General features: G+C 65.0%; 22 protein-coding genes and 1 pseudogene. 15 read left to right on the top strand and 8 right to left on the bottom strand.

Going from position 1 to position 26,144, the window contains the following annotated elements; all coding sequences use genetic code 11:
* Positions 1–107: 107 nt before the first annotated feature.
* Positions 108–1,103, bottom strand: a complete 996-nt coding sequence (gene corA, locus QF047_RS05830; protein ID WP_306634668.1) for a magnesium/cobalt transporter CorA — start codon at positions 1,101–1,103, stop codon at positions 108–110.
* Positions 1,104–1,113: 10 nt separating this feature from the next.
* A pseudogene (locus QF047_RS05835) lies at positions 1,114–1,649 on the bottom strand (Lrp/AsnC family transcriptional regulator).
* A gap of 168 nt (positions 1,650–1,817) precedes the next feature.
* Here QF047_RS05835 and QF047_RS05840 point away from each other — a divergent pair.
* Complete coding sequence (locus QF047_RS05840) at positions 1,818–3,095, top strand: MFS transporter (protein WP_307274799.1); 1,278 nt, start codon at positions 1,818–1,820, stop codon at positions 3,093–3,095.
* On the opposite strand, the gene QF047_RS05845 is transcribed toward QF047_RS05840, so the two are convergent.
* Together QF047_RS05845 and QF047_RS05850 are read right to left on the bottom strand one after the other, a co-directional pair.
* Complete coding sequence (locus tag QF047_RS05845; RefSeq protein WP_307274800.1) at positions 3,092–3,595, bottom strand: Lrp/AsnC family transcriptional regulator; 504 nt, start codon at positions 3,593–3,595, stop codon at positions 3,092–3,094. The genes QF047_RS05840 and QF047_RS05845 overlap by 4 nt on opposite strands.
* 51 nt (positions 3,596–3,646) lie before the next feature.
* A complete protein-coding gene (locus QF047_RS05850) occupies positions 3,647–4,900 on the bottom strand; it encodes an MFS transporter (protein WP_307274802.1) in 1,254 nt (417 codons plus the stop codon).
* Between the two features lie 110 nt (positions 4,901–5,010).
* On the opposite strand from QF047_RS05850, the gene QF047_RS05855 reads away from it, so the two are divergent.
* Both QF047_RS05855 and QF047_RS05860 read left to right on the top strand, forming a co-directional pair.
* The gene (locus tag QF047_RS05855; protein ID WP_307274804.1) at positions 5,011–6,036 is read left to right on the top strand and encodes a LysR family transcriptional regulator; all 1,026 of its coding nucleotides are present in this window, start codon (positions 5,011–5,013) and stop codon (positions 6,034–6,036) included.
* Between the two features lie 9 nt (positions 6,037–6,045).
* Positions 6,046–6,993 (top strand): N-acetylglucosamine kinase, encoded by a 948-nt coding sequence (locus QF047_RS05860; RefSeq protein WP_373427747.1) that lies wholly within the window; start codon positions 6,046–6,048, stop codon positions 6,991–6,993.
* Between the two features lie 4 nt (positions 6,994–6,997).
* Here QF047_RS05860 and QF047_RS05865 read toward each other — a convergent pair whose 3' ends face one another.
* Entirely contained in the window at positions 6,998–8,011 is a 1,014-nt protein-coding gene (locus QF047_RS05865) for a pirin family protein (RefSeq protein ID WP_307274806.1), read from the bottom strand.
* 251 nt (positions 8,012–8,262) lie between these two features.
* Between QF047_RS05865 and QF047_RS05870 the strand changes: the two genes are divergently transcribed.
* The 6 genes from QF047_RS05870 (at position 8,263) to QF047_RS05895 (ending at position 14,107) form a co-directional block, all read left to right on the top strand.
* Positions 8,263–9,360 carry an ABC transporter ATP-binding protein gene (locus QF047_RS05870; RefSeq protein WP_307274808.1) on the top strand — a complete coding sequence of 366 codons (1,098 nt, stop codon included), beginning with the start codon at positions 8,263–8,265 and terminating at the stop codon, positions 9,358–9,360.
* A complete protein-coding gene (locus QF047_RS05875) occupies positions 9,360–10,088 on the top strand; it encodes an ABC transporter permease (protein WP_307274810.1) in 729 nt (242 codons plus the stop codon). Before QF047_RS05870 ends, QF047_RS05875 begins: the two co-directional genes overlap by 1 nt.
* Positions 10,085–10,831, top strand: coding sequence for an ABC transporter permease (locus QF047_RS05880; RefSeq protein ID WP_307274812.1), 747 nt, complete (start codon positions 10,085–10,087; stop codon positions 10,829–10,831). Before QF047_RS05875 ends, QF047_RS05880 begins: the two co-directional genes overlap by 4 nt.
* Positions 10,828–11,790 carry an ABC transporter substrate-binding protein gene (locus QF047_RS05885; protein ID WP_306634649.1) on the top strand — a complete coding sequence of 321 codons (963 nt, stop codon included), beginning with the start codon at positions 10,828–10,830 and terminating at the stop codon, positions 11,788–11,790. The genes QF047_RS05880 and QF047_RS05885 overlap by 4 nt, the downstream gene beginning before the upstream one ends.
* 188 nt (positions 11,791–11,978) lie before the next feature.
* Positions 11,979–13,199 (top strand): pyridoxal phosphate-dependent aminotransferase, encoded by a 1,221-nt coding sequence (locus QF047_RS05890; RefSeq protein WP_307274817.1) that lies wholly within the window; start codon positions 11,979–11,981, stop codon positions 13,197–13,199.
* Positions 13,200–13,252: 53 nt separating this feature from the next.
* On the top strand, positions 13,253–14,107 hold the full coding sequence (locus QF047_RS05895) for a polyphosphate kinase 2 family protein (protein ID WP_306634645.1): 855 nt from the start codon (positions 13,253–13,255) through the stop codon (positions 14,105–14,107).
* A gap of 25 nt (positions 14,108–14,132) precedes the next feature.
* Here QF047_RS05895 and QF047_RS05900 read toward each other — a convergent pair whose 3' ends face one another.
* Complete coding sequence (locus QF047_RS05900; RefSeq protein ID WP_307274820.1) at positions 14,133–14,351, bottom strand: exodeoxyribonuclease VII small subunit; 219 nt, start codon at positions 14,349–14,351, stop codon at positions 14,133–14,135.
* Positions 14,344–15,717 (bottom strand): exodeoxyribonuclease VII large subunit, encoded by a 1,374-nt coding sequence (xseA, locus tag QF047_RS05905; RefSeq protein ID WP_307274822.1) that lies wholly within the window; start codon positions 15,715–15,717, stop codon positions 14,344–14,346. The genes QF047_RS05900 and xseA overlap by 8 nt, the downstream gene beginning before the upstream one ends.
* 165 nt (positions 15,718–15,882) lie before the next feature.
* Here xseA and QF047_RS05910 point away from each other — a divergent pair, with 165 nt between their 5' ends.
* Positions 15,883–16,734: a hypothetical protein gene (locus tag QF047_RS05910; protein ID WP_307274824.1), complete on the top strand. Its 852-nt coding sequence runs from the start codon at positions 15,883–15,885 to the stop codon at positions 16,732–16,734.
* Positions 16,735–16,743: 9 nt separating this feature from the next.
* Positions 16,744–17,823: a 4-hydroxy-3-methylbut-2-enyl diphosphate reductase gene (locus QF047_RS05915; RefSeq protein WP_306634638.1), complete on the top strand. Its 1,080-nt coding sequence runs from the start codon at positions 16,744–16,746 to the stop codon at positions 17,821–17,823.
* Positions 17,824–17,903: 80 nt separating this feature from the next.
* Here the strand turns inward: QF047_RS05915 and QF047_RS05920 are convergent, their stop codons facing one another.
* Positions 17,904–19,127 carry a DNA recombination protein RmuC gene (locus QF047_RS05920; RefSeq protein ID WP_307274826.1) on the bottom strand — a complete coding sequence of 408 codons (1,224 nt, stop codon included), beginning with the start codon at positions 19,125–19,127 and terminating at the stop codon, positions 17,904–17,906.
* Between the two features lie 101 nt (positions 19,128–19,228).
* Here QF047_RS05920 and ychF point away from each other — a divergent pair, with 101 nt between their 5' ends.
* The 4 genes from ychF to QF047_RS05940 all read left to right on the top strand — a co-directional run bounded on the left by ychF (position 19,229) and on the right by QF047_RS05940 (position 26,034).
* Positions 19,229–20,314, top strand: a complete 1,086-nt coding sequence (gene ychF / locus QF047_RS05925; protein WP_307274828.1) for a redox-regulated ATPase YchF — start codon at positions 19,229–19,231, stop codon at positions 20,312–20,314.
* 590 nt (positions 20,315–20,904) lie between these two features.
* Positions 20,905–22,026: a DNRLRE domain-containing protein gene (locus tag QF047_RS05930; protein ID WP_307281790.1), complete on the top strand. Its 1,122-nt coding sequence runs from the start codon at positions 20,905–20,907 to the stop codon at positions 22,024–22,026.
* Between the two features lie 280 nt (positions 22,027–22,306).
* The gene (locus QF047_RS05935) at positions 22,307–24,070 is read left to right on the top strand and encodes an ABC transporter family substrate-binding protein (RefSeq protein ID WP_307274830.1); all 1,764 of its coding nucleotides are present in this window, start codon (positions 22,307–22,309) and stop codon (positions 24,068–24,070) included.
* Positions 24,071–24,348: 278 nt separating this feature from the next.
* The gene (locus QF047_RS05940) at positions 24,349–26,034 is read left to right on the top strand and encodes an ABC transporter substrate-binding protein (protein WP_307274832.1); all 1,686 of its coding nucleotides are present in this window, start codon (positions 24,349–24,351) and stop codon (positions 26,032–26,034) included.
* Positions 26,035–26,144: the final 110 nt, after the last annotated feature.

A 26,144-nucleotide genomic window follows, 5' to 3' on the forward strand; every position in this document is an offset into this window, starting at 1 on the left:
ACCTGGCCGAATCGGCCGTAGTACTCGTGGGATGAGGGCAGGTGGTTCGACACTACGCCCTCCGAGTTACTCGTCTAGCTCCACAAAGTACTTTCCCCACACCGCCTCTACAGCCAGCCCTTCTTCTTGAAGACTGCATACATGGCCGCGGCCGTGGCCGCCATCAAAACGATCGCCAGCGGGTAGCCCAGGTCCCAGTGGAGTTCGGGCATGTGGTCAAAGTTCATCCCGTAGACACCGGCCACGAAGGATGGCGCGAAGAAGATGGCAGCCCAGGAGGAAATCTTCTTCACCTGTTCGTTCTGTTTGGCGCTGGCCTCGTTCTGCCGGTTGGCGGTGAGGGTGCCATCCAGTGTGAGGGCGTTCTGGAGCAGGTCCCGGAAGGAGTCGGCCCGGGAGATGACCCGCTCCACATGGTCCTCCACATCGCGCAGGCTGTGCCGGAGGTCGGTTTCCACATCGTATTTTTCGAACCCGCGCTTGAGCTGGTGCATCATGTCCGGCAGCGGGTGGATGGCACGCTGGAACTGGATCACTTCCCGCGCAAGTTCGTAGATACGCCGCGACACGGCGCTGTCTCCGCTGAACAGCTGGTCTTCAATCTCGTCGATGTCGTTCTCAAGCCCCGCTACCACAGGCCCGTAGTCATCCACCACGCGGTCAAGCAAGGCATACAACACAGCCTCGGGTCCGTGCCGCAGCAGATCCGGCCTGCTTTCCAGCCGCTGCCGTACCCGTGCCACCCCCGCCGTCTCCGCATGCCGGACAGTGACCACGAAGTTCTTGCCCGTGAAAATATGCAGCTCACCGAACTCCACCGTCTCCGTCGCGTCCAGGTACCGCGCGGGCCGAAGCACCGTAAACAGGGCGTCCTCGTAGCGCTCAAGCTTGGGTCGCTGGTGCGCCGAGATGGCGTCCTCCACGGCCAGGGAGTGCAGCCCGAACTCCGTGGCCACCGCCGCCATCTCCTCGGCGGTGGGCCGGTAGAGGCCGATCCATGCCATGCCACCGTGCTGCGCCAGCGTCTCGAAGGTCTGTTCCAGGCTGTCAGGCTCGGCGTGCCGGACGCCGTTGACATAAACGGCGTTGTCGATGATCGTCATTCCCGAAATCCTAGCCGTCCGCCCCTTCTCCGCCGGCGCGTGAGGACTTGGCGGGAACGTGTTGGCCCGCCGCGGACGCCTTGGCGAGGCCGCTGATCAACGGCTCTGTCCGGTAAGGGATATGTGTGTGCAGCGCCAGGACGGTTTCCGTCCTGATGACGCCTTTGATCCTCAGCACCTGACGCAGGGCAGCCTGAAGGTTATGGGTATCGGTTGCCACCACCCGGCACCAGACATCGCCCCGCGCCCCGAAATCTCGTGCACTTCCAGGACCTGCGGAATCAGCCGCAGGGCGCCCACCACGCCGTCCAGCTCACGGTGGGACACCTCGATGGTCACAAAGGCCACCACGTCGTATCCCACAGCCTCCAGGTCCACCTCACGGCCGCCGGACCGCAGAACCCCCGTCCGGAGCAGGCGCCGGACGCGCGATTGGGCAGTGTTCCGGGCAACGCCGAGGGAATCACTGAGCTCCCCGATCTGGATTCTCGGGTCGCGGATGAGTTCCAGGAGGATTTTCAGGTCCGTGGCGTCCAGGTTGTTCAGATGATCACTCTCCATCACTCACGCAGCTCTATTTTGATGATCCTGCTCAATTCTGGCAGCCATCGCCGTCCCATAGGGCAATCTTGCCCCACCCTAGAGCTATCCACTATCCATCCGCGCCAGGCTCCCACAAGGACCACCTGCCGCGGCACCAGCAAAGGCGGCACCATGACGGTCTTCAGCGAGCTCCGTATGCGTCCGGCGCCAGCCACCACCGCAGGGTGGGACGCGTCCACCACGGCGCGCCTGGTGTTGGCCGGCGCCGTCATTTTCACGCTCCTGGTGGGTGCCAACCTGGCCACGCCCCTGTATCCGCTGCTGCAGGCGCAGCTGGGGCTGTCCCCGCTCGATGTGACCGCCGCCTTCACCACCTACGTCCTGGCGCTGGTGGCCGTGCTGATGCTGGCCGGTCACTGGTCGGACCATATTGGACGCAGGGCCGCCCTTATCCTGGCTGTTGTCGCAGGCCTCGCCGGCGGCTGGCTGTTCGCCGGAGCACAGACCCTGGCCGCGCTGTGCGCAGCACGTGCGCTGCAGGGAGCTGCGGTTGCCCTCGCCACCGGCGCCAGCGCCGCGGCCCTGCGCGAGTTGCTTCCCGCGCGCCCGGAATGGGCCTCCCGCTTCACCCTGCTGGCCTCAGCCGGGGGAGTGGCCGCGGGCCCCGTCGTCGGCGGGTTGCTGTCACTTCTGCCCGGGGCCACCTCTGCGCCCTACTACGTCCATTCGGCAGTCCTCGCAGCACTCCTGGTCCCGCTGTACCTGCTGCGGGCCCGCCCCGCCATCCAGCCGCCCGCAGGACCAAGGCCGCTGCAACTGCTCGCACCGCGCCGTCCCTCCGTCACGCGGGAGGCGCGGGGCGCCTTCTGGCTCGCGTCCGGCGTCGGCTTCCTCAGCTTTGCGGTCTTCGGTTTCTGCCTCTCACTGGCTCCGGGCTACTTTGCCCGGATCCTTGCGGTGGAGAGCCGCCCCCTGATCGGCCTGCTGGCCTGCCTCACGCTGGCGGCATCGGCGCTGACACAGCTGGTCACTGTCCGCGGCCGCTTCGTGGTGCCGGGCGGCCTCGCGGTCCTGGGCGCTTCCGTACTGCTGCTCGGCGCGGCAGGGGCCTGGAACAGTGCCGTACTGCTGGTGGCGGCGAGCCTTGCCGCGGGCCTGGGCCAGGGACTCGCCTTCCGCACCGTTTTTAATGATGTGGCCGGCCGGGTGGAGCCCGCCCGGCAGGCCCAGACCATCAGCTCGCTGTACGTCATCACCTACCTGGGCAGCGCCGTGCCGGTGCTGGGCCTCGGCTGGGCCGCCGGCGCCTTCGGCCTGGAACCGTCGGTGGCAGGCTTCGTGGTGCTGTGCGGTGCTGCAGCGTTCATCATGGCCGCCCTCACGCTGCGCCAGGCAGTGCGAAGCCATGCAGTGGGGCAGCGGAGCCAGGGCCAGCCGGGGCCAGACTAGTCGGGCAGCGGCCCGTGGTTGCCCTGGATGTGCTCGAATACCAGCGTGGTTTCCGTATGGCCCACCACGGGGTCTGTGGCCAGGTTGTCCAGAACCCAGTCGCGCAGGTCCTCAGTGGTGGCGACCGCGATGTGCAGCAGGTAGTCCACCGAGCCCGAAGTATGGAACGTGGACAGCACCGCCGGCAGCTGCGGAACGCGGGCCGTGAAACGGTCGATCTGGTCCCGGTCATGCGCCCGGAGCCGCACCGCAACCAGGGCCTGCACTGACCTGCCGATGGAGGACAGATTAAGCTTCGCTTCATAACCCTGCACGATGCCCCGCTCCGAGAGGGCCCGGGTCCGCATAAGCGCAGTAGAGGGCGCTATGCCCACCAGTTCCGCGAGCTGTTTGTTGGAGATCCTTGCGTCCTCCACCAGGGCCGCCAGCAGGCGCTCATCAATGGCATCAAGGGGCTCCAGATGCACTCCCGGCCTGATGTTCCTGGCATTCGTGCTCACGGTGGCTCCTCACAACGTTCCTGCGTTCATCCTAGACGCCCTGCGCGGCGTTCAGGCCCCTGCTCCCTTGGGTCGTCCTGCTTCCCTGGGATGGACGACGGCGACAGTCACCGCGGTGAGGCAGGCAAGGATCATGACGGCGCCCGCCAGCGCGCTCCAGCCGGAGGACTGGAAGAGCAGCCCCCCGGCCCAACCGATAATGCTTGACCCGAGGTAATAGGCAAGGTTGTACAGTGAGGCCGCCTGGGCCCGGCCGGTGCTGGCGATCGCACCCGTCCACCCCGCACCGATGCTGTGCGCCGCAAAGAACCCGCCCGTGAAAACCACCAGCCCGGCCAGGATCAGCGCCAGTGACGCGGTGAGCGTGAGGGCGAGGCCCGCCGTCGAGAGGGCAAGCCCGGCAAGCAGCACGTTCCGGCGCCCGAAACGCATGGTCAGCCCTGCTGCCCAGCGGGAGGTGAAGGTCCCGGACAGGTAGGCGAGGAACATGAGGCTGACCACGGTGGCTGGCAGCCCGAAGGGTTGACCGGAAAGCCGGAAGCCCAGGTAGTTGTACACGGCTACAAAGCCGCCCATCATCAGGAAAGCCTGGACGTACAGCGCGAGCAGGCGGATATTGCGCAGATGGCCGCCGAGGGTGCGGGCGGCGCCGCGCAGTCCCGCCTTGGCAGCCGTAAACCCCCGGGCGCGCGGCACCAGCACCAGGAAGGCGACTGCGGCGAGCGTGGCGAGTACGGACACGGCCAAGGCAGCGGCGCGCCATCCCCACAGCTCCCCGGCAGGGCCGGCCACCAGGCGTCCGGCAAGCCCGCCCAGCGTGGTGCCGGCAACGTAGCTTCCCGCGGCGAGCGCGGCGTGCGCTTTGGTGACCTCTTCATTCAGGTAGGCAATGGCGATGGCCGGGATGCCGCCCAGGGCCATGCCTTCGAGGAGCCGCAGGCCCAGGAGCAGGGGGAAGCTGGTGGCCAGGGGAACCAGCAGGCCCAGGACGGTGGCCACCGTGATGCCCCAGGCCATTGCCTTGACCCTGCCGATCCGGTCCGCCAGGAAGGACCAGGGGATGACAGTAACCGCCAGCCCGATGGTAGCCAGCGAGATGGTGAGGGCGGCCTCGGCAGCGGTGACCTCCAGGTCCGCGGCAAGGATCGGCAGGACAGCCTGGGTGGAATACAGCTGGGCAAAGGTGGCCACCCCGGCAAAGGCGAGGCCGAGGATGATCCGGCCATACGCCCTGGAGCCTTTCGCATGTCCGTGCCAGCCGGCGTCGGAAGCCAAGGGGCCGGGATGGGGGACACTGTGCTGCATCCGGCAAGCGTAGCCCCGGGTGGACTGACGCTTCCAATGCATCTTTTATGCAAAACTCATAGCAAATACGGAACAATTGGCGTTGGACCGACCACAACCAGGAGGCCGCATTGGAGCCCGACCAGAAGCAGCTGGTGCAACTTCTTCCGCTCCTGCCGCTGCTGTCCGAGCTGGGCAGGACACAGCACGTCACCGAGACGGCCGAAGTCCTTGGAGTACCCCAGTCAACGGTGAGCAGGGCACTGTCGCGGGCGAGCGCCGTCGTCGGAACCGAACTGCTGGTGAGGGAGGGCAGGGGAGTCCGCCTCACTCCCGCTGCCCGCTCCCTGTTGCCCTACATCGAGCGGGCGCTGGCGGAATTCCAGGCCGGGCTGGACCTGGTCCGCAGCGAATCGGACGTGGTCCGCGGCAGGATCCCGGTGTCCTTCCAGCACACGTTCGGTGAGTCCACCCTTCCGCTCCTCATCAGCGCATTCCGCAGCCGCCATCCCGGCGCCGTCTTCACACTGACCCAGGGAGCACGCGACACCTGCCTGGCCCGGCTTGCGGCCGGTGAATCCGACCTGGCACTGACCGCGCCCGTAGCCGCCGAAGGCCGGAACCTGTTGTCTGCCCTGCTGTACCGGGAGCCCCTGCGCCTGGTGGTCCATCACACTCACGCGCTCGCCGGGCGCAGGCTGGCCTCGATGGCTGACATCCGTGCCGACCCGTTTGTGGCGCTCGGCCCCGGGTACGGGATGCGGTCACTCGCCGATGCTCTGTTCCGGGAAGCCGGATACCGGCCCCGGATCGCATTCGAAAGCCAGGACACGCACACCGTCCGGGGCCTCGTTTCGGCCGGACTCGGAGTCAGTATCCTGCCTCCGGGCGGGGACGCTCCCGGACGGAACGTCAGCACCGAAACAGGCAACCTGGGCTGGGTGGAGGTGCCCCTTGACTCGGCCCTGGCCTTCCGCGATGTGGGCCTGAGCTGGCGCCAGCGAAATCCCGGCCTGGAACCCCTTGGCGTCCGGCTGTTCCGCGAACTCGTTCTCACCGAGGGGCCGCAACTGCTGGCCGGGCTGGTCCAACGGCGGTCCCGGCTGGCGGGCACCGGCCCGGACGGCGACGAAGCTCCTCCCGCGCCTGGCCAGTAACCTTGTGACGTGACGAACACCGAAAACCCCCATGCCCTGCCCGCCGGTCCGCTGACCCCGCCGCCCAATGCGCCCGGCGGGGTGGTCATCGGCCTGGATATCGGCGGCACCAAGACGCACGGAATCCGGTTCGTGGACGGCATCCCGGTGGCGGATGAATCGGCCGGCAGCTCCAACGTGCAGAACGTCACCCGGGAGGAGGCGGCGCAAAACCTGGCCAGCCTGTTTGCGCGGATAGGCGGCGGCGATGTGTCCTACGTGTACGCCGGATCCGGGGGCATCGATACGGAAGAGGACGCGGCGGCCCTCGCGGCGCTGATTGAACCGCACGTCCCCGGTGCGCAGATCACGGTGGTGCACGACTCCCGGCTGCTGCTCGCTGCCGGCCATGCCAGCACCGGTGTGGCGGTGATCGCCGGCACTGGTTCAGCGGCCTGGGGCAGGAATGCCGACGGCGGCGAGGCCAGGGCGGGCGGCTGGGGTTACCTTCTGGGGGACGAAGGCAGCGGCTACTGGCTGGGGCGCGAAGCCGTGCGGTACAGCCTGCGGCGGATGAACCAGGGGTTCCCGGTGGACCGGCTCACTGCCGCCCTGCTGCAGTCCTGCGGCGTGGACCACCCGAACCGGCTGATTGCGCTGTTCCATTCCCCGGAAACCGGCCGCCGCTTCTGGGCGCAGCAGGCCCGGCATGTGGTGGAAGCGGCAGCCGGGGGCCACATGGAAGCCCAGGAGCTGCTGGAGCAAGCCGGCCGGGACCTTGCCGCGCTCGCACTCCAGGTGCTGCAGCAGCTGGGCATCCCGGGCCCAGTAATCCTGGGCGGCGGGCTGGGCATGAACGTGCTGCCCCTGCAAAACGCTTTCCGCAAGCACTTGGCAGAGGCCGGGGCGACCGATGTCCGGGTCCTGGAGCAGGAACCCGTCTTCGGCGTGCTGCAGCTGCTGGCGGAACAGGCCTGAGAGCTTAGACGGACCGCTTGCGCGGGGTGAGCCGGACGGCAGGCAACGGCGGAGCGGGAATCCGGCCCGCCTCGGCGCCGGCGTCAGGACCGTGCCCCGGGACCAGCCCGTAGCGCGCTGCCGCGGCTTTGCCGTTGGACATGGCGGCCTGGGCTTCCCATTCATCCCGGGCCTGCTCCACTTCCTCGTGCGTGCGGCCGACGAAGTTCCACCACATCAGCAGCTCCTCCTGGAGGGGCTCGCCGCCAATCAGCAGGAACCGCGTGCCCGGCAGCGCCTCAACCTGCAGTTCCCGGCGGCCGATGCCCAGGTAGCCCAGCGGTCCCGGCGGGATGTCCTGCCCGTCCACGGCCAGGCCGCCGTCGAGCACCAGGATGCCATGCTCAAAGTGCTCATTCAGGGGGAGCACGGCGTTGCCTTCACAGGTAATATCTGCTCCCAGAATGGGCGAATACATCGTGGCGGGGGAGACCACTGCGCCCAGTTCCCCCACCATCACCGTGGCGGTAAAGCCGTCGCCGGCCAGCTTGGGAAGGTCGCGGTGCTGCTCGAACCCCGGCTGCCGGTGCCGTTGCCTGTGCGGCAGGGCCACCCACAACTGGAGGCCGCGCTGCAACGGCAGGCCGCCATCGGGCGGAAGCACGGCAAACTCGGAGTGGGAGACCCCGTGCCCGGCCGTCATGATGTTCAGTTCGCCGGGCCGGACCACCACGTCGCTGCCCACGCTGTCCCGGTGGCGGATGGTGCCGGCCAGCGGCCAGGTCACCGTCTGGAGTCCGATATGCGGGTGCGGAAGGACAGACATGGCGGTACGGTCAGGGCCAAAGCTGTCCAGGAAGCACCACGCCCCGATGGTGGGCAGCCCGCGCTGGGGCAGCGTCCGCTGCACGTTCATGGCCCGCACGCCGCCCAGCGGCACCTCGCGTTCCGGCCACAACTGCAGGCACGGGCCGGAGCTCCCTTCAGGGCTCGCCGGCGGGCAGACTTCCTGCTGGGGGGATACTTCCAAGTTGGTCACCTCCCCACTGTAGGCCGGGTAGGCGTCGTCGGGGTACGCCTGCTGTGCAGCCCGGCGCCGTTCCGTAACAGCAAGGGGCCCATCCGGAGGCACGGTGGCGCCGAATGATTACAGTAGGGATTCCTTTGCCGGAAACCGGGGGTGAAGCAGGTGTTGCCCGGTCCGGTTTGGGTTACCGTAACTATCAGCGTGCTGTGACAATTTTGCGTTGCTTTTTCGAAGCCGTCCAAGAGAACAGGTAAGTCCACCCCATGGACCAGGCCATGATCGAGTTTCAGAGCGTCACCAAGCAGTACCAGGGCGGGCAGCCGGCCGTGGACCAGCTCACGATGTCCATTGGCAAGGGCTCCATCACCGTGTTTGTGGGACCCTCGGGCTGCGGAAAAACCACCTCGTTGCGCATGATCAACCGGATGGTGGAGCCCACTTCGGGTGTCATCACCGTTGGCGGCAAGGACGTCACCTCTGTGCCTGCGGCCGAACTGCGCCGCTCCATGGGATACGTGATGCAGTCCTCCGGCCTCCTGCCGCACCGCTCGGTGCTGGACAACATCGCCACAGTGCCCAGGCTGAACGGAGTCCCGAAATCCGCGGCACGCAAGCGGGCAGAGGAACTGCTCGACGTCGTCGGCCTGGCCAGCGCGCTGGGCAAGCGCTACCCCTCCCAGCTATCAGGCGGCCAGCAGCAGCGTGTAGGCGTGGCCCGCGCGCTGGCCGCCGATCCGCCCGTCCTGCTGATGGACGAACCCTTCAGCGCGGTGGACCCGGTGGTCCGCGACGAACTGCAGCAGGAGCTGTTGCGGCTGCAGAAGGACCTGGCCAAGACCATCGTTTTTGTCACCCACGACATCGATGAGGCCACGGTCCTGGGCGACAAGGTGGCCGTCTTTGCCACCGGCGGAAAACTGGCGCAGTACGCCACCGCCGAGGAGATCCTGCGGGCTCCGGCGAATGATTTTGTTGCCTCCTTCGTTGGGCGGGACCGGGGCTTCCGCCACCTGGGGTTCACAGCGTCCGACGGCGTCACCGTGCACGAGGTGCCCACCGTGGTCGAGGGAGCCAGCGGCGCCTTTGAGCCCGAACCAGGCGCAGGCTGGCAGCTTGTGGTGGATGGCGCGAGGCATCCCCTCGGCTGGACCGGGCCGGGAAGCGGCACGGGAATCATCCCCGGCGGCTCACTCTTCCGGCCCGGCGAGAGCCTGCGGCGCGCGCTGGACGCGGCCCTGTCCTCGCCGTCGGGGCTGGGCGTTGCCGTGGACTCCGAAGGCAGGGTTCTCGGCGTCGTCAGGGGCGGTGAGGTCCTGGCCCTCATCGAAGAGGCACGCCAGGTCAGGCAGGCTGCACTCTGATGGACTGGTTCCTCGCAAACAGCGGCATGGTCCTGGAACGGGCCGGCCAGCATCTGGCGCTCGCCCTGGTGCCCATGGTCCTGGGGCTGGCGATCTCCATCCCGCTGGCGCAACTGGCGCGCCGCCACCACGTACTCCGCTCGGTGGTGCTCACGGCGTCCTCGCTGCTGTACACCATTCCCTCGCTGGCACTGTTCATCATCCTGCCCACCATTCTCGGCACCCGGATCCTTGATCCACTCAATGTGGTGGTGGCCCTGACCATTTATGCGGTGGCCCTTCTGGTCCGCGCTGCCCTCGACGCCTTCGACTCGGTGGACAAGGACGTCAGCCAGGCCGCCGCCGCAATGGGCTACAAACCCCTGGCCCGGTTCCTGCAGGTGGACCTCCCGCTATCCCTGCCCGTGATGTTCGCCGGACTCCGGGTGGTGTCGGTCAGCAACATCTCCCTCGTCAGCGTGGCGGCACTGCTGGGCGTCGGCAACCTGGGCATGCTCTTTACCGACGGACTGCAGCGGGACTTTGTGACCGAGGTGGTGGTGGGGATCGTGGCCATCCTGGTCCTTGCCCTGCTGATGGACGCCATCCTGGTCCTGCTCGAGCGGATCCTCACCCCGTGGGAGCGGGCCGGGGGACGGGGCAGCCGCCCCGGAACGGCCGTCGCAGGAGAGGCAACTGACGCGGCCCTGCGACTGGCCGAGCCAAAGACCGGAGGCGGAAACGCGTGAGCAACGTCTTCACGGATACCTTCGCCTGGCTGGCCGATCCCCTGAACTGGGCCGGCAGCACCGGGTTTCCCGCGAGGCTGGCCGAACACCTCCAGTACACCGGCCTCGTGATGCTGATTGCTTCCGCCATCGCCATCCCGGCCGGCCTGTATGTGGGGCATACGGGCCGGGGCAGGGTGGCCGTGGTTGCCATCGCCGGCGCCCTGCGCGCCCTGCCCACGCTCGGCCTGCTGACGCTGTTTGTCCTGCTGGCCGGAATTGGACTCATGCCGCCCGTCTGGGCCCTGGTCATCCTCACCGTGCCGCCCCTCCTGGCAGGCACCTACGCGGGGATCTCAAGCGTGGACCGCAACGTGGTGGATGCCGCCCGGGCCATGGGAATGACCGAACTGCAGGTCCTGTTCCGGGCCGAGCTGCCCAACGCGCTGACCGTAATGTTCGGCGGTTTCCGCACCGGCGTGCTGCAAGTGATCGCCACCGTCTCGGTGGTGGCCTACATCAACTTGGGCGGCCTGGGCCGCTACCTGTTCGACGGGCTCGTCCTCAGCGACTTCCCGCAGATGCTGGGCGGGTCGCTGCTCATCGCGGTGCTGGCCATCGCCGTCGACCTTGCCCTGTCCGTTTTCCAGAAGCTGGTCCTGACCCCAGGACCCTCAAAGCAGTCCCACCGCGGCCAGCAGGCCGGGGTCGATCACACAGGCCCCGTCCCCGCGGTGGCTGTGGCACAAGGAGGTAAATCATGAAAGAAAGCCAACTACGAGGCCTTGGCCGGCGGACGTTCGGCGGCCTGGCCGCCGGGCTTGGCCTGGCCGTGGTGCTCTCCGCCTGCGGCGGATCGTCCAATCCGCTGAGCAATGCCCCCGCCAGCAGCGGCACCGCGTCCGGAGGAACCACTTCGCTGGTGATTGGTTCAGCCGATTTCCCGGAAAGCCAGATCATCGCCGAACTGTACGCCGGAGCCCTCAGTTCCGCCGGCGTCACTGCAACCACCAAGCCGAACATCGGTTCCCGCGAGGTGTACTTCAAGGCGGTCCAGGACGGTTCGGTGGACGTGGTACCGGACTACACCGGCAACCTGCTGCTGCACGTGGACAAGGGAGCTACCGAGATCGCGGCGGACGAGATCGCCAAGGCCCTCCCGGACAAGCTGCCTGACGGGCTCGCCGTGCTCGACGCCGCCAAGGCCGAAGACAAGGACGCCATGGTGGTCACCAAGGCGACCGCGGAGAAGTACCAGCTGAAGTCCATCGAGGACCTGGCGAAGGTCTGCAGCCAGATCGTGGTGGGCGCACCGGCCACCTTCGGTGAGCGCGCCTACGGCCTGCCGGGGCTGAAAAAGAACTACAACTGCGAGCCGAAGAAGCTGGAGCCCTTCAGCGACGGCGGCGGACCGGTGACCCTCAAGGCGCTGCTCGAGGACCAGGTGCAGGTGGCGGACATCTATACCACCACGCCGTCCATCGCCGACAACGACCTCGTGGTCCTGGAAGACCCGAAGAACAACTTCATCGCCCAGCAGGTCGTCCCGCTGTACAACAAGGCCAAGATGACGGACAAGGCAAAGGAAGCCCTCAACTCCGTGTCCCGGATCCTCACCACAGAGGACCTGATCAACCTCAACCGGGCCGTCAGCGGCAGCCAGAAACAGGGCGCCAAGGAAGCGGCTGCGGCCTGGCTCAAGGACAAGGGCATCGTTAAGTAGTAATTGCCCCCGCTTTTGCCAGTACGGCATTTGCCACTACGACGGCGGTTGCCGGACTTCGTAAGTCCGGCAACCGCGGTCGTGCTTCCTGACGGGTGGCGCGCCGGCCGGTGCCGCCCACCGGCGGCACCGGCGTGTGTGGCTGACGTCTCAGCGGAACTACATCCGCACTGTGGCATATTTGATGAATGGCAGAATTCAAGCAGTCCACGAAGCTTCATAACGTCCTTTACGACATCCGTGGACCGATTCTCCAGGCCGCCCAGCAGATGGAGGCGGAGGGCCACAGAATCCTCAAGCTGAACATCGGCAACCCCGCACCCTTCGGCTTCGAGGCGCCGGACGCCATCCTCGTGGACATGATCCGCCACCTCCCGCACGCCCAGGGCTACAGCGACTCCCGGGGCATCTTCTCCGCACGCACCGCCGTCTCGCAGTACTACCAGACCCGCGGGATCCAGAACATCCACGTGGACGACATCTACCTGGGCAACGGCGTCAGTGAACTCATCACGATGTCCCTGATGGCCCTGCTCGACGATGGCGACGAAGTCCTGATCCCCACGCCGGACTACCCGCTGTGGACGGCTTCCGTGGCACTCGCCAGCGGCAAGCCGGTGCACTACCTCTGCGACGAGGAATCCGGCTGGCAGCCGGACCTCGAGGACATGGAAGCCAAAATCACCCCCCGCACCAAGGGGATCGTGGTGATCAACCCGAACAACCCCACGGGCGCCGTCTATCCCGAAGACACGCTGCGGAAGATCGTTGCCCTCGCCGAGAAGCACGGCCTGGTGATCTTCGCCGACGAGATCTACGAGAAGATCCTTTACGAGGACGCCGTCCACGTGAACCTCGCCAAGCTCACCGGCGACCACGTCCTCTGCCTCACCTTCAGCGGCCTGTCCAAGGCGTACCGGGTATGTGGTTACCGTGCCGGCTGGATGGCCATTTCCGGCCCCAAAAAGGATGCGGCGGACTACCTTGAGGGCATCAGCCTGCTGGCAAACATGCGCCTCTGCGCGAACGTTCCCGCCCAGCACGCCATCCAGACGGCGCTCGGCGGCTACCAGAGCATCAACGACCTGATCCTTCCGGGCGGACGCCTGCTGGAGCAGCGCAACAAGGCCTACGACATGCTGAATGCGATCCCGGGCGTCAGCACGCAGCAGGCCAGGGGCGCCCTCTATCTCTTCCCCCGGCTGGATCCGGAGGTGTACCACATCAGGGATGACGAGAAGTTTGTCCTTGACCTCCTCAGGGAGCAGAAGATCCTGGTCTCGCACGGCCGCGCGTTCAACTGGGTGCGCCCGGACCACTTCCGCATGGTCACGCTGCCCAACGTCAAGGACATTGAAGAGGCAGTGGGGCGGATGGGGGACTTCCTAAGCAGGTATCCGGGGAACTAGCCTGTGGGCACGGGCGCTTCGGGCCCGTGAACCTTCGTGGAAAGGAATTCCCCATGGCCGGCGTGGTCAAGTTCAACCAGCACCCATCCGAAACGCTGCGGGCGGGGGAGGGGTTCTCGCTGGACAGCGTTGATCCCGATTCCACTCCCGGCTACAGCGGCACCAAGCGGGACGGCAAGGCGCTCCTGGCGGACCTGGACGACGAACTGACCGAGCTGCAGGAGAAGCTGTTTGCAGAGTCCCGTTTCGGCGGCCGCAAGCGGATCCTGCTGATTCTGCAGGCTATGGACACCGCGGGCAAGGGCGGCATCGTCAACCATGTGATGGCTGCGATGGACACCCAGGGCGTGCAGTTCAAGGCGTTCAAAGCCCCCACGGAGGAGGAGAAGTCCTACGACTTCCTGTGGCGCATCGAGAAGGAAGTGCCGGCAGCCGGGATGGTGGGCGTTTTTGACCGTTCCCACTACGAGGACGTCCTGATCCACCGCGTTCACGGCTGGGCCAGCCCGGATGAGATCAAGCGCCGGTACGTGGCCATCAACGAGTTCGAGGCACGGCTGACGGACTCGGGCACCAAGGTGGTCAAGGTGATGCTGCACATCAGCGGGGAGGAACAGAAGGCCAGGCTACTGGCCCGGCTGGACAACCCGGCCAAGCACTGGAAGTACAACCACGGCGACCTGGACGAGCGGGCGTTATGGCAGGACTACCTGGATGCCTACCAGGCTGCTATCGACGAAACGAACACCCCGGACGCACCGTGGCACGTGGTTCCTGCCAACAAGAAGTGGTACGCCAGGATCGCGGTGCAGCAACTGCTGCTGGGTGCGATGTCCGGCCTGAACCTTGCCTGGCCCAAGGCCGAATTTGACGTTGCCGCCGAGCGCGAGCTGGTGGCCCGGTCCTGACGTTGCCAGAGGTCGCTCCTGCCGCTTACAGCGGCTGGTCGCGGGCGGCGGCCAGCCGCTTCCGGGCGCCTTCAAGCCATTCCTCGCACCTGGCGGCCAGCGCCTCGCCCCGTTCCCAGAGAGCCAGGGATTCCTCAAGGCTGGCGCCTCCTGCTTCCAGCCTGCCCACCACCGCAATGAGCTGTTCGCGGGCTTCCTCGTAGCTGAGTCCTGTTACGTCGTTCGCTGGCTTTTGCTCAGTCATTGCGTTCTCCTTGGTGAAGCGGGGCGGGTTCCGCTGCGGGCTGTTCCAGTGTTGCGGTGGGCTCATGTGTCCCGGTGGAGGTTGCGCCGAAGCGGCCTTCGGCCACGCGTACGGACAAGGGTGTGCCCGGGGGTGCCTCCGCCGGGCGGCGCACCACGGCGTGTCCTGTGTTGCTGCGCCCTGCTGCTTGCGGGTCCGGGAGTTCGACGACGGCGTACCCCCGGTCGAGCGTTTTCTGCGGGGACAGCGCGCGGACCTGGGCTTTGAGGTGCTCCAGCTGGTCCGCCGCGCGCACCACCGTGGAGCTCACCGCCGCCGAAGACCTCCGGAGGAGACGTTCAATTTCCTCGGAGCGGATGGTCACCATTCCCTCTGGGGCCGCAAGGACCGGCCGTGAGTGGAGTGACGCCAGCCGGTCCGATTCCCTGTCCACCAGGCGTTCCATGCACCGGCGCAGCTGTTCCCTGGCCTGGCGCACCCCTGCAAGCTCTTCGGAGACTTCCGGCACGATCCGTTTCGCTGCGTCCGTGGGGGTGGAGGCGCGAAGATCGGCGACGTCATCGAGCAAAGGGCGGTCCGCCTCGTGGCCAATGGCACTGACAACGGGGGTGGCGGCAGCGGCGACAGCGCGGATCAGTTCCTCGCTGTTGAAGGGCAGGAGGTCTTCGAGGGCACCGCCGCCGCGGGCGATAACAATGACATCGACCTCAGGACGGGCATCCAGCTCCCGCAGCGCGCGGACCACTTGGGACACCGCGGTGTTGCCCTGGACCGCCACTTCGCGGATTTCGAACTCAACCGCGGGCCACCGAAGGGCGGCGTTGCGCAGGATGTCCTTTTTTGCATCGGAGTCGCGGCCGGTAATCAGGCCAATCCGGTGCGGCAGCAGGGGCAGCGGCTTCTTCCGGGAATCCGCGAAGAGCCCCTCGGCGGAGAGGGCCTGGCGCAGCCGCTCGATCCGAGCCAGGAGGTCACCGAGGCCCACGGGCCTGATGTCCCTGACCAGCATGTTCAGGCGGCCGGTCTTGATCCAGAATTCCGGTTTCAGCAGGGCGACCACCCGGGACCCGCGTTCCAGCGGGAGGTTCTGGCGCTCCAGCACCTTGGTCCACACTGAGGCAGGCAGGGAAACCTCGGCGTCAACATCCCGCAAGGTGAGGTACGCATTGCTGCCGCGCCGGTTCAGTTCAATTACCTGCCCCTCGACCCAGGCCGACGGCGTCCGGTCGATGTGGGCCTTCAGTTTCTGCGACAGCAACTGGAGCGGCCAGGGGTTGTCCGGCGTGGTCTCCGCCGCCGTCGCTGGAAGCGTGGTGGGCGCTGCCAGTTGCTCATCGGGGACCGGAAGCGACGCCTGTTCAGACATGCGGATTCCCTTGCGGGGCTGGAACTGCGGGCATCGGGTCCTTCGTCGGTTGTGCGGCGGCGATCATTCAACCATATCCATAAGCTCTACCATCCGGGACTGACAGTATCCGGCCAGCAAGCCCGCCTAGGATGGGTTGACCGCCATCGACCCGAAGGATCTGCTGTGCGCACTTTTGTTTCCGCCTTCGCCACGCTGCTGGCCACAGTGCTGGCTGCCGTGGCGGTTCCCGCCATCTGGCTGGACCGCAACATTGTCCAGGAGCAGGGGTTTGTGGAGCTGGCTTCCCCGCTGGGAAGGAACTCCGAGTTCCAGCAGGGCCTCGCCACGGCGGCAGTCGGGACAATTGATACCAGTGCTGTTCCCGGCTTCCTCGCCGACCTGGTCCGGCCGGCGCTGGAGGACGCCGCCGCATCGATGACCGGTCTTCCCGGGTACCCGGCGGCCTGGGAGGAAACGCTGAGGAAAAGCCATCGCCTCAGTTTCACCGCACCGCAGGCAGAAGCCGGCGAAACGGCGCCCGCCTCGACCCTGACCCTGGACGTTGCGCCGCTGGTGCGGCTGGGCGCTGAAGAAATCTCGCGCACCACACGGCTTCCCCTCGACCCGCCCGACCAGACGCTGATCGATGTGGGACAGCCCGAGCAGAAGGAATGGACGGAACGGCTGGCCGCCTACGCACCTGCCGGCTACCTGCTGGCCGGGGGAGCGGCGGTGGCCCTGCTGCTGGCTGTAGTAGCCGCACGCCGCCGGTGGACCGTGCTGGTGGGCGCAGGACTGGGCGCCCTCGTGCTGGCAGCGGTCTGGACAGTCGGCTCGCAGCTGGGCTCGTCCGCCGTGCTGGCCGCGGACACCGGAAATGATGTGGCCAACATGTTCCGGGACGGGTTCGTTGCTGCCGCTGCGGCGGACTTCCAGGACTGGACCTTGGCTTCGGCAATTACGGGCGGGGTGCTGGTGCTCGTGGGGGTTGTGGCCGGGCTCATATCGCGGAAGCGGGTGCGGCCAACCCGGTAGCATGGAGTAATGACCCCCTCAGCTGTTTCCCTTTCGATGCCAACCATTCCGCGTAGGCGCCGCTCTCCCGAGGAAGTAGCTGCTGCAGCCCCTGTATCCGGAACCAAGAAGGTGCTGCTCGCTGCTCCTCGTGGGTACTGCGCCGGTGTGGACCGGGCCGTCATCGCGGTCGAGAAAGCCCTGGAGCACTACGGCCCTCCGGTGTACGTGCGCAAGCAGATCGTGCACAACGTCCATGTGGTCAGCTCCCTGGAGGAAAAGGGCGCCATCTTCGTCGATGAAACGGACGAGGTGCCCGAAGGTGCCTTGGTGATTTTTTCAGCCCACGGCGTATCGCCCGCAGTGGTCCAATCCGCCGAAGACCGTGGCCTGCGCACCATCGATGCCACCTGCCCCCTGGTTACCAAGGTCCACAAGGAAGCCGTGCGGTTCGCCAAGGACGACTTCGACATCCTGCTGATCGGTCACGACGGCCACGAGGAAGTCGAAGGCACCGCAGGCGAGGCTCCGGACCACATCCAGATCATCAACGGCCCGCACGAAGTGGACAAGGTGGAGGTTCGGGACCCCGAGAAGGTCATCTGGCTTTCGCAGACAACGCTCAGTGTTGACGAGACCATGGAGACCGTCCGCCTGCTGAAGGACCGGTTCCCCACGCTGCAGGATCCCCCCAGCGACGACATCTGCTACGCCACCACCAACCGCCAGGTGGCCATCAAGAAAATCTCGCCGCAGGCGGAGCTGGTGATCGTGGTGGGCTCGGCCAACTCGTCCAACTCAGTGCGGCTGGTGGAGGTGGCCCTCGAATACGGGGCCAAGGCCTCCTACCGTGTCGACTTCGCGAACGAAGTTGATGAGGCCTGGTTTGAAGGCGTGGCAACGGTGGGTGTGACCTCCGGGGCGTCCGTTCCCGAAGTGCTGGTGCAGGACGTGCTGCGGCTGCTGGCCGATTACGGCTACGGCACCGTGGAGGAAGTGGTCACGGCCGAAGAGGACCTCCTGTTCTCGTTGCCCAAGGAGCTCCGGGCAACGCTCAAGCAGGCCGGCGATGTCAGCCGCGCCCTGGGCGGACGCAAGCCGCGCAGCTAATAGCTAAACGAAAGCGGGCCTGGCTGCTGTTGCTGCCGGGCCCGCTCTTTTTTGCTCTCTTTGCTTTTGTCAGGCCCCCATCAGGCGGCCTCGTCCTCGCTTTGGAGTTCCGGGGCAGCCACTGCCCGCGGCGTCACCTCCACGACTGGGGGTGTGGCCAGGCCGGACTCCTCCAGGCTGTTCAGCTTGCGCGCGGTGGGGAGGATCCGGGCTTCCAGCGTGCCCACCATGGAGTTGTAGCGGTCAACGGAGGTCTTCAGTGACGAGCCCAGTTTGCTGACGTTCTCGCCTAGGGTTCCCATCCGGTCGTACAGCTGCCGGGCAAGGTCGAACAGTTCCCGGGCACTGTCCGTCAGGACGTCCTGCCGCCAGGTGAAGGCGACTGATTTCAGCACAGCCAGCAGGGTGCTGGGGGAGGCCAGGACTACGTTCCGGGACAACGCATGGTCCAGGAGTTCGGCGTCGGCGGTCAGGGCGGCAGCGAGGATCGATTCGGCCGGGATAAAGCAGATCACCAGTTCCGGCGAATTGCCCGGGATGTCCCAGTACTTCTTATTCCCCAATGAGTCCACATGGGCGCGCAGTGCCTTGGCGTGCGCGGCGAGAAGCGATTGCTGCGAGCGGTGGCCGGTGCCGGAAACGGAACCGGGCAAGCCCCGCGCATCATGTGTGCCCAGCTCCTGGGCCTCCAGGTAGGAGGACAGCGGGACCTTGGCGTCAACCACCAGCTGTTTCTCGCCGGGGAGCTGGACCACCAGGTCGGGGCGCACGGACGACTCGCTGCCGGTGCTGTGGACCTGCTCGATGAAGTCCACGTGGCGCAGCATTCCGGCCGCCTCCACCACCCGCCGCAACTGGACCTCGCCCCACTGGCCGCGGGCACTGTTGGAGCGCAGCGCCGACTCCAGGGCGTGTGTGGACCGGATCAGCTGTTCGTCCGAGAGGCGGGCTTCCTGCAGTTGCTGGGCGAGCTGGCCGTACTGTTCCAGCCGGTCCCGTTCCAGCAGGGCCACCTGTTGCTGCACTGCCGTCAGCTTCTCCGCCACGGGCGCAAGGGCACGCAGCACGCTGCCGTCCTGGGAACGCGATTCGCCCAGCTCCCGGTTCTGTGCCGCCAAAAGCCGCCGCTCGGCGTCGGCCGCTGCGAACTGCGCGCTGACCTCGGAAAGCCGCGACGAAACGGCGTCGAAGTCCTCCTCCACCGCCCGGCTGTTTTTCCGCAGCGCAAAGTAAGTGGTCGCAGCGCCCGCCAGGGCGCCCAGTAACAGCATGAACAAAGCCAGAATCAACGCGAAAGCATCCATGTGCCCACTGTCGCACGGGGCTCTGACATTTCCCCGAAGCGACATTTCCCGGTGCCGCCCGCGAACCGGCATGATGCCCGCTGCGGGTAGAATCAATGCTCGTGGCTCTTACTATTGGCATCGTCGGACTGCCCAACGTCGGCAAATCAACCCTCTTCAACGCACTGACCCGCAACCAGGTGCTGGCAGCGAACTACCCGTTCGCCACCATCGAGCCCAACGTGGGCGTTGTCAGCCTGCCGGATCCGCGGCTCCAGCAGCTCGCCGAACTCTTCGGCTCCCAGCGGCTGCTGCCGGCAGCTGTGTCCTTTGTGGACATCGCCGGCATCGTCAAGGGCGCCAGCGAGGGTGAAGGCCTCGGAAACCAGTTCCTGGCCAACATCCGGGAAGCGGAAGCCATCGCCCAGGTGGTGCGCGTCTTCGATGACCCGGACGTCATCCACGTTGACGGCAAGGTGGATCCGCGCTCGGACATGGAGACCATCAACACCGAGCTGATCCTCGCAGACCTGCAGACCATCGAAAAAGCCATCCCGCGCATCGAAAAAGAAGTCAAGATCAAAAAGCGCGAGGCCGCCGAGCTGAACGCCATCCTGGCCGCGCAGAAAGTGCTCGAGCGCGGCGACACCATCTTCTCCTCCATCAAGAGCGACAAGCTCGAAATGGAGCACCTCAAAGAGCTCAGCCTGCTGACGGCCAAACCCTTCATTTACGTCTTCAACGCCGACGAAGGAATCCTCGGCAGCCCGGAGAAGCAGGAAGAACTGCGTGCCCTCGTGGCCCCGGCGGACTGCATCTTCCTCGATGCCAAGCTCGAAGCCGACCTCGTGGAACTTGACGAGGAAGAAGCCCGCGAAATGCTGGAAATGAACGGCCAGGAAGAATCCGGGCTTGACCAGTTGGCGAGGGTCGGCTTCCATACCCTGGGCCTGCAGACCTACCTCACCGCCGGTCCCAAGGAGGCCCGCGCCTGGACCATCCACCGCGGCGACACCGCTCCCCAGGCAGCCGGCGTCATCCACAGCGACTTCCAGCGCGGGTTCATCAAGGCCGAAGTGGTGTCTTTCCACGACCTCATCGAAGCCGGTTCCATGGCCGAGGCCAAGTCGCGGGGCAAGGTCCGGATCGAAGGCAAGGAATACGTTATGGCCGACGGCGACGTAGTGGAATTCCGCTTCAACGTCTGATTCGAATCGGTTTACTTTCGAGGAAATAACAAAGGCCCGGTATTTGCCGGGCCTTTGCTTTTACAGGGCCCAATTGGGGGAATTGTCCTTGGCGAATGCGGCTCCCGGCCCCGACGGCGAATCTCTCGTGGTGCCCTGTGGGGCCAGGTATAGGGGTTACCGTTCAGTTCATTAGTTAGGTATAGGGGTTTCGTGCATTCCTGGGAACGGGTATAGGGATTGGTTGCGCATACTTTCGCTTCCGGTCTACGCTTTGGCATAGCTGGCATTTAGCCGCCGTTGTTACTGGGTCGATGCTTGCTTTCCCAGTCGAACATTTTAAATCCCAGTAGAAACAGCGAGAATATGAAAACTAGGTCCGCTGGCTTAGTAACACCCTCCTCCTCGCCCGCGACGCAACAAGTCTGCTGTTCCGGACCGGCAGTTCCTGGTGGGCCTATCTGTGGAAGTCAAGCAGTGCGTGGCACATCTGATAAAGGGGCGCCCTGATGTCCTGGCGTAAATGCATAGCGGTTGCATCATCCATTCTGGTTGGATTCGTAACCATTACTCCCGCAACCGCAACCGCGGCGCCCACGGTCTCGCTGAGCATGGACACCTACGTACAAGCGGATAAGGCGACTTCAAACTTTGGGACCAGTGTCCGTTTGTCCACGGAAGGCCGTAGGAACATCTGGCGAAACACTCTTGTGCGCTTTAATGTGCAAGTTCCCGCTGGCGAACATGTTGTTTCAGCCAAATTACGGGCCTATTCGGAGACATCCACAACGTCCACGGAGTTCGTGGATGTATTTACGACGTCCGGCGGCTGGACCGAGAGGGGGGTTACGTGGAATACCGCGCCGCCGCGCGGGACGTGGCTGGGGAAGGCCGGCGGCTTCGGTACCGGTTCCTGGGTCGAATGGGATGTTACCAAGGGCGTCAGCGCAAAGGGCGGCGATCAGAACTTCAAGCTGGAAAGCAACGCGCAGAAGTGGATCGGGTTCAAATCGAAGGAATCTGCCGATTCCGCCCGGCGTCCCCGGCTGGTGGTGACCACCGCGCCTGACACGGTGACACCTACGGAGGCGGCGACAGCCAATGGTTGGGGCGCACCTGTAGCCGGCGACGAGTTCAACTACACAGGTGCGCCGGATGGCACCAAGTGGACTGTATACAACAGTCCCGGGCACGCGGGCCAAGGTATCCGGAGTCCACAGCAGGTGAGCGTGGATGGTTCCAAGGTGGTCATGACTGGAACTCCGGACGGCACCACCGCTGGCATGGGCGCGAAGTTTGCAAACCAGAAGTACGGGCGGTGGGAAGTCCGTGCGGCCGGGTCCGGTGATAATGAGTACCACATGGTATCCATCCTGTGGCCGGATAGCGGGAATTGGCCGTGTGACGGGGAAGTTGACTACGCGGAGACGACTGGCGACTGGAACGTCATCAAGTTCTTCCACCACTATGGATGTTCGAACCTGCAGACCTCGCAGTCCAAACCCCTCGACGTTACCCAGTTCCACAACTACGCCGTCGACTGGTCTCCGAACGGGATCGTGGGCTACGTCGACGGGGCGAAGTGGTTTGAGGACAACAACCCCGCACACCAGCCACCGGGTCCGATGCACCAGACGCTGCAACTGGACTGGTTCCCGGACAGCACTGCAAACGGCGCTGGCGAGATGCGAGTGGATTGGGTCCGTGTGTACGCGGTGGCTGGAACCCCCTAGACATGTCTGCAAGAGGCCCGCAAGCAGGTAGATTCAAACTGAATTTACCAACGAGTTAACCCCTGGAATCCGAAGGTACCCGGCTACCGGCAACACGCGAGAGGATGGAAGTTGCGTTCCCCTTCAACGTCCGACCGTTTCGTTATAGCCGACCGCGGGTAGGTAAGTCACGTTCGCTTCAATTTCTGGTGGGTTCGCCGGGGACCTTATCCTGACTGGAGGGGCGTGCCCCGGCGACTTCCGGCTGGACCGCCCGGGCAGAGCAAAACAAGGAGGCGGCATGCCGGTCAGGCGTCTGATCCAGTTCATCACCGCGGCGGCAGCTGCTGCCCTGGTGCTTTCGGGCTGCTCAGGCAGTGGCGGCACCGCGCCCGTTGTAGTGGGGGAGGCCAAGCGCGGCGGCAGCGTCACCGTTGCCGAAGTTAACGCCTTCTCCTCCTTCAACCCCTACAGCACTGACGGCAACACCGACATCAACTCCAAGATCGGCTCGATCACCCACTCGGGCTTCTACTACCTTGACGACGCGTCCAAAGTGGTGCGGAACGAAAAGTTCGGGCGCTTCGAGAAAATCTCCGACAATCCTCTGAAGGTGAAGTACACCGTCAACGAGGGCGTGAAATGGTCCGACGGCGAGGCGATCGACGGGGGCGACCTCCTGTTGAGCTGGGCCGCGGGTTCAGGCTATTTCAACGACGCCGATCCCATGGCCGGGACGGGGACCACGTACTTCTCCACCGCCTCTGACACGAGCGGCCTCGCGGGAACCGCCCTCCCCGAACTCGGCGAGGACAGACGCTCCATCACCCTGGAATACGCCGTGCCGTACGCGGACTGGGAGGTGGCGTTCGACGTCGGGCTGCCCGCCCACGTGGTGGCCGCAAAAAGCGGCCTGAACGATGAGGAAGACCTCATCGACCTGATCAAGGATTCACCCCGCGGCGACGTAGAGAAGCCCGCACTCAACACTGCCCTGAAACAGGTCGGCGACTTCTGGAACTCCGGTTTCGACACCAAATCACTGCCCCAGGACCCCTCGGTCTACCTCTCCAGCGGGCCGTATATCGTCCGGGACATCGTCCCCGAGTCGTCCATGAAGCTGGTCCGCAACCGGGACTACACGTGGGGGCAGGAACCGTGGCTGGATGAAATCAACGTCCGGTTCACCGGTGGAGTGCCTGCCGCTGTGGATGCCCTCCGGAACGGGCAGGCGGACATCATCTCGCCGCAGCCCTCCGCCGAAACCGACAGCCTCTTCGCCGGACTTGCCGAGCAGGGCAACACCGTGGACCGCTACAGCCAATCCGGCTACGACCACCTGGACCTGAATTTTTCCGGTCCCTTCGCGGACGACGACGTCCGAAAGGCATTCCTCAAGGCGGTACCACGGAAGGCCATCGTGGACGCCGTCGTCGGCAATCTCCTGCCGGACGCCAAAACCCTCGATTCGCACGTGTTCCTGCCGGGACAACCCAAGTACGGCGACACGGTGAAAAACAACGGCTCCGGGGATTATGCCGAGGTGGACATCGATGGTGCAAAGGCGCTCCTTAACGGCAAAACCCCCACCATCCGCATCCTGTACAACCGCGACAATCCCAACCGGGCGAAGGCCTTTGCCCTGATCCGGGACTCGGCAGCGCGGGCCGGCTTCCAGGTGGTCGACGCCGGACAGGGCAATGCCGACTGGGCGAAGGCTCTGGGGAGCGGCGGCCACGACGCGGCACTGCTCGGCTGGATCGGTACCGGGGTGGGTGTCAGCCGCGTTCCGCAGATCTTCCGCACCGGTGCCGGCAGCAACTTCAACGGATTCTCCGACGGCGATGCGGACAAGGCGATGGAACAGCTCGCCGGCACCACGGACCTGGCCAAGCAGGACGAACTGCTGGCCGAGATCGACAAGCAGGTCTGGGAGAACGCGTACGGTCTTCCGCTGTACCAGACGGTCGGCACTACGGCATACAGCGCCCGGGTTGCCGGCGTGAAGCCAAGCCCGGGACCTCTGGGCGTGTGGTGGAACGTTTGGGACTGGCGGCTCGCCTAAGGGTCCATTTATCGCTTCCTCCTCCGGTGGCGGGCCTCACACTTTCAATTCGCTGTTAAGCGTACTCGCGAGTAGCATGTGACTTGCACAACTTCCGTTGACCGACTAAGCGTTCAGTTCGCGCCGGTCACGGTTTGGCAACGGAGTACCAGTATCTGGACTTTGTGCGGTTAGGCTACTTGCATATGTAGGCTGCGTCACAGTTCATGACTGCGTCTCGCCTGCGGGGGAAGCACAAAGATTCCCCTCGTTTTCTCCCACAACTCATAGGAGGCGGAATGCGTTTTGCGCGCACTTCCAAAGCACTGGGCATCGTGGCAATCGCCGCGCTTGCCCTGACCGGCTGCGGCGCTGGAGGCGGCAGCAATAACGGTGCCAGCGAATCTGCCGGGGACCCGAACAAGGTCATTACCGCTTACAACAGCGAACCACAAAATCCGTTGCTGCCAGCGAACACCAACGAAACCAATGGCGGTCGAGTCATTAACCTGCTTTTCGAAGGCCTCCGCACTTACGATGCCGACGGAAAAGCGGTGAACTCGCTTGCCGAGTCCATTGACTCCTCCGATGCCCAGAACTGGACCATCAAGGTCAAGCAGGGCCAGAAGTTCACCAACGGTGAAGCCATCACGGCAAAGACTTTCGTTGATTCGTGGAACTTCGCTGCGAACTCCAAGAATCTGCAGAACAACAGCTTCTTCTTTGAATCAATTGCGGGCTACGAGGATGTTTCGGCCGTCAACACGGAGAAGTCCGCTGACGGCAAAACCACCACTACTCCTGCTCCAAAGGCTGAGTCGATGTCCGGCCTGACGGCCACCGACGACTCGACCATCAGCGTCAAGCTTGTCCAGCCGGAAGCTGACTGGTCACTTCGGCTCGGGTACTCTGCCTTCTACCCGCTCCCTTCCACTGCACTGGCAGACCCGAAGGCATTCGGTGAAAACCCCGTGGGCAACGGACCGTACAAGTTCGAGAAAGAGGGCGCTTGGGTTCACGACCAGTCTATTTCGCTGGTGAAGAACCCTGACTATAGCGGTCCCCGTGCTGCCAAGAACGGTGGCATCACCTTCAAGTTCTACACGGATCCGGGTCCCGCATACACCGACCTGCAGGCCGACAACCTGGACATCACCGATGTCCTTCCGTCGAACGCGACGAAGACCTATCTGTCGGATTTCCAGGACCGCAACGCCACCAAACCCGTGGCCACAAACGCCACCTTGAACATCCCGCCGTACAACCCGAACTTCCAGGGTGAAGCCGGGAAGCTGCGCCGGCAGGCCCTGTCCTACGCCATTAACCGCGAAGAGATCACCAAGGTGGTATTCAGCGGGACGCGTACCCCGGCCAAGGCTTTCGTTCCGCCGGTCATTGATGGCTTCGAAGAAGGCCTCAAAGGCAGTGAAGTCCTCAAATTCGACGCCGCCAAGGCCAAGGACCTCTGGACACAGGCTGAGAAGATCCAACCGTACGACAACTCCAAGCCGCTTCAGATTGCCTCCAACACCGATGGCGGTCATAAGGAATGGATCGACGCCGTAGCCAACGGTTTCAAGAACAACCTCGGCATCCAGGCGGAAATCCAGCCCTTCGCGAAGTTCGCCGAAGTGTTGAACCTGCGCAAGGCCCAGCAGCTTCCCGGCTTGACCCGTGCGGGCTGGCAGGGTGACTACCCGTCGCTCTACAACTTCCTGGGACCTGTTTGGGCTACGGGTGCATCCTCCAACTACGAGAAGTACTCGAACCCCGCTTTCGACAAGCTGCTCAAAGAGGGTCTCGCCGCCAAGAGCACCGACGACGCGAACGCGAAGTTCAACCAGGCACAGGAAATCCTCTTCCAGGATCTTCCCGGCCTGCCGCTCTGGGATTATGCCAAGGCGATCGTGTGGAGCAACAACGTCGCGAAAGCCGAGACCGGCTGGAACGGCGAAATCCTCTACTACAACATCACCGCCAAGTAATCCCTAGATCTAACTTGCCGATCTAGCCACAATGGGGGTCCGGTCACGGCCGGGCCCCCATTGGCTTGCAACGGCAGGAAGGCACCAATGAACCTGCTTCCTTTCTCCAC

The organism is Arthrobacter sp. W4I7, assembly GCF_030816215.1.
In the GTDB taxonomy this organism is placed as follows: domain Bacteria; phylum Actinomycetota; class Actinomycetes; order Actinomycetales; family Micrococcaceae; genus Arthrobacter; species Arthrobacter siccitolerans_A.

Excerpts from the sequence above, each read along its gene's own strand:
- corA (WP_306634668.1), bottom strand. The coding sequence starts at position 1,103 with ATGACGATCATCGACAACGCCGTTTATGTCAACGGCGTCCGGCACGCC.
- QF047_RS05840 (WP_307274799.1), top strand. The coding sequence starts at position 1,818 with ATGACGGTCTTCAGCGAGCTCCGTATGCGTCCGGCGCCAGCCACCACC.
- QF047_RS05850 (WP_307274802.1), bottom strand. The coding sequence starts at position 4,900 with ATGCAGCACAGTGTCCCCCATCCCGGCCCCTTGGCTTCCGACGCCGGC.
- QF047_RS05870 (WP_307274808.1), top strand. The coding sequence starts at position 8,263 with ATGGACCAGGCCATGATCGAGTTTCAGAGCGTCACCAAGCAGTACCAG.
- QF047_RS05875 (WP_307274810.1), top strand. The coding sequence starts at position 9,360 with ATGGACTGGTTCCTCGCAAACAGCGGCATGGTCCTGGAACGGGCCGGC.
- QF047_RS05885 (WP_306634649.1), top strand. The coding sequence starts at position 10,828 with ATGAAAGAAAGCCAACTACGAGGCCTTGGCCGGCGGACGTTCGGCGGC.
- QF047_RS05890 (WP_307274817.1), top strand. The coding sequence starts at position 11,979 with ATGGCAGAATTCAAGCAGTCCACGAAGCTTCATAACGTCCTTTACGAC.
- QF047_RS05895 (WP_306634645.1), top strand. The coding sequence starts at position 13,253 with ATGGCCGGCGTGGTCAAGTTCAACCAGCACCCATCCGAAACGCTGCGG.
- QF047_RS05900 (WP_307274820.1), bottom strand. The coding sequence starts at position 14,351 with ATGACTGAGCAAAAGCCAGCGAACGACGTAACAGGACTCAGCTACGAG.
- xseA (WP_307274822.1), bottom strand. The coding sequence starts at position 15,717 with ATGTCTGAACAGGCGTCGCTTCCGGTCCCCGATGAGCAACTGGCAGCG.
- QF047_RS05915 (WP_306634638.1), top strand. The coding sequence starts at position 16,744 with ATGACCCCCTCAGCTGTTTCCCTTTCGATGCCAACCATTCCGCGTAGG.
- QF047_RS05920 (WP_307274826.1), bottom strand. The coding sequence starts at position 19,127 with ATGGATGCTTTCGCGTTGATTCTGGCTTTGTTCATGCTGTTACTGGGC.
- QF047_RS05930 (WP_307281790.1), top strand. The coding sequence starts at position 20,905 with ATGGACACCTACGTACAAGCGGATAAGGCGACTTCAAACTTTGGGACC.
- QF047_RS05935 (WP_307274830.1), top strand. The coding sequence starts at position 22,307 with ATGCCGGTCAGGCGTCTGATCCAGTTCATCACCGCGGCGGCAGCTGCT.
- QF047_RS05940 (WP_307274832.1), top strand. The coding sequence starts at position 24,349 with ATGCGTTTTGCGCGCACTTCCAAAGCACTGGGCATCGTGGCAATCGCC.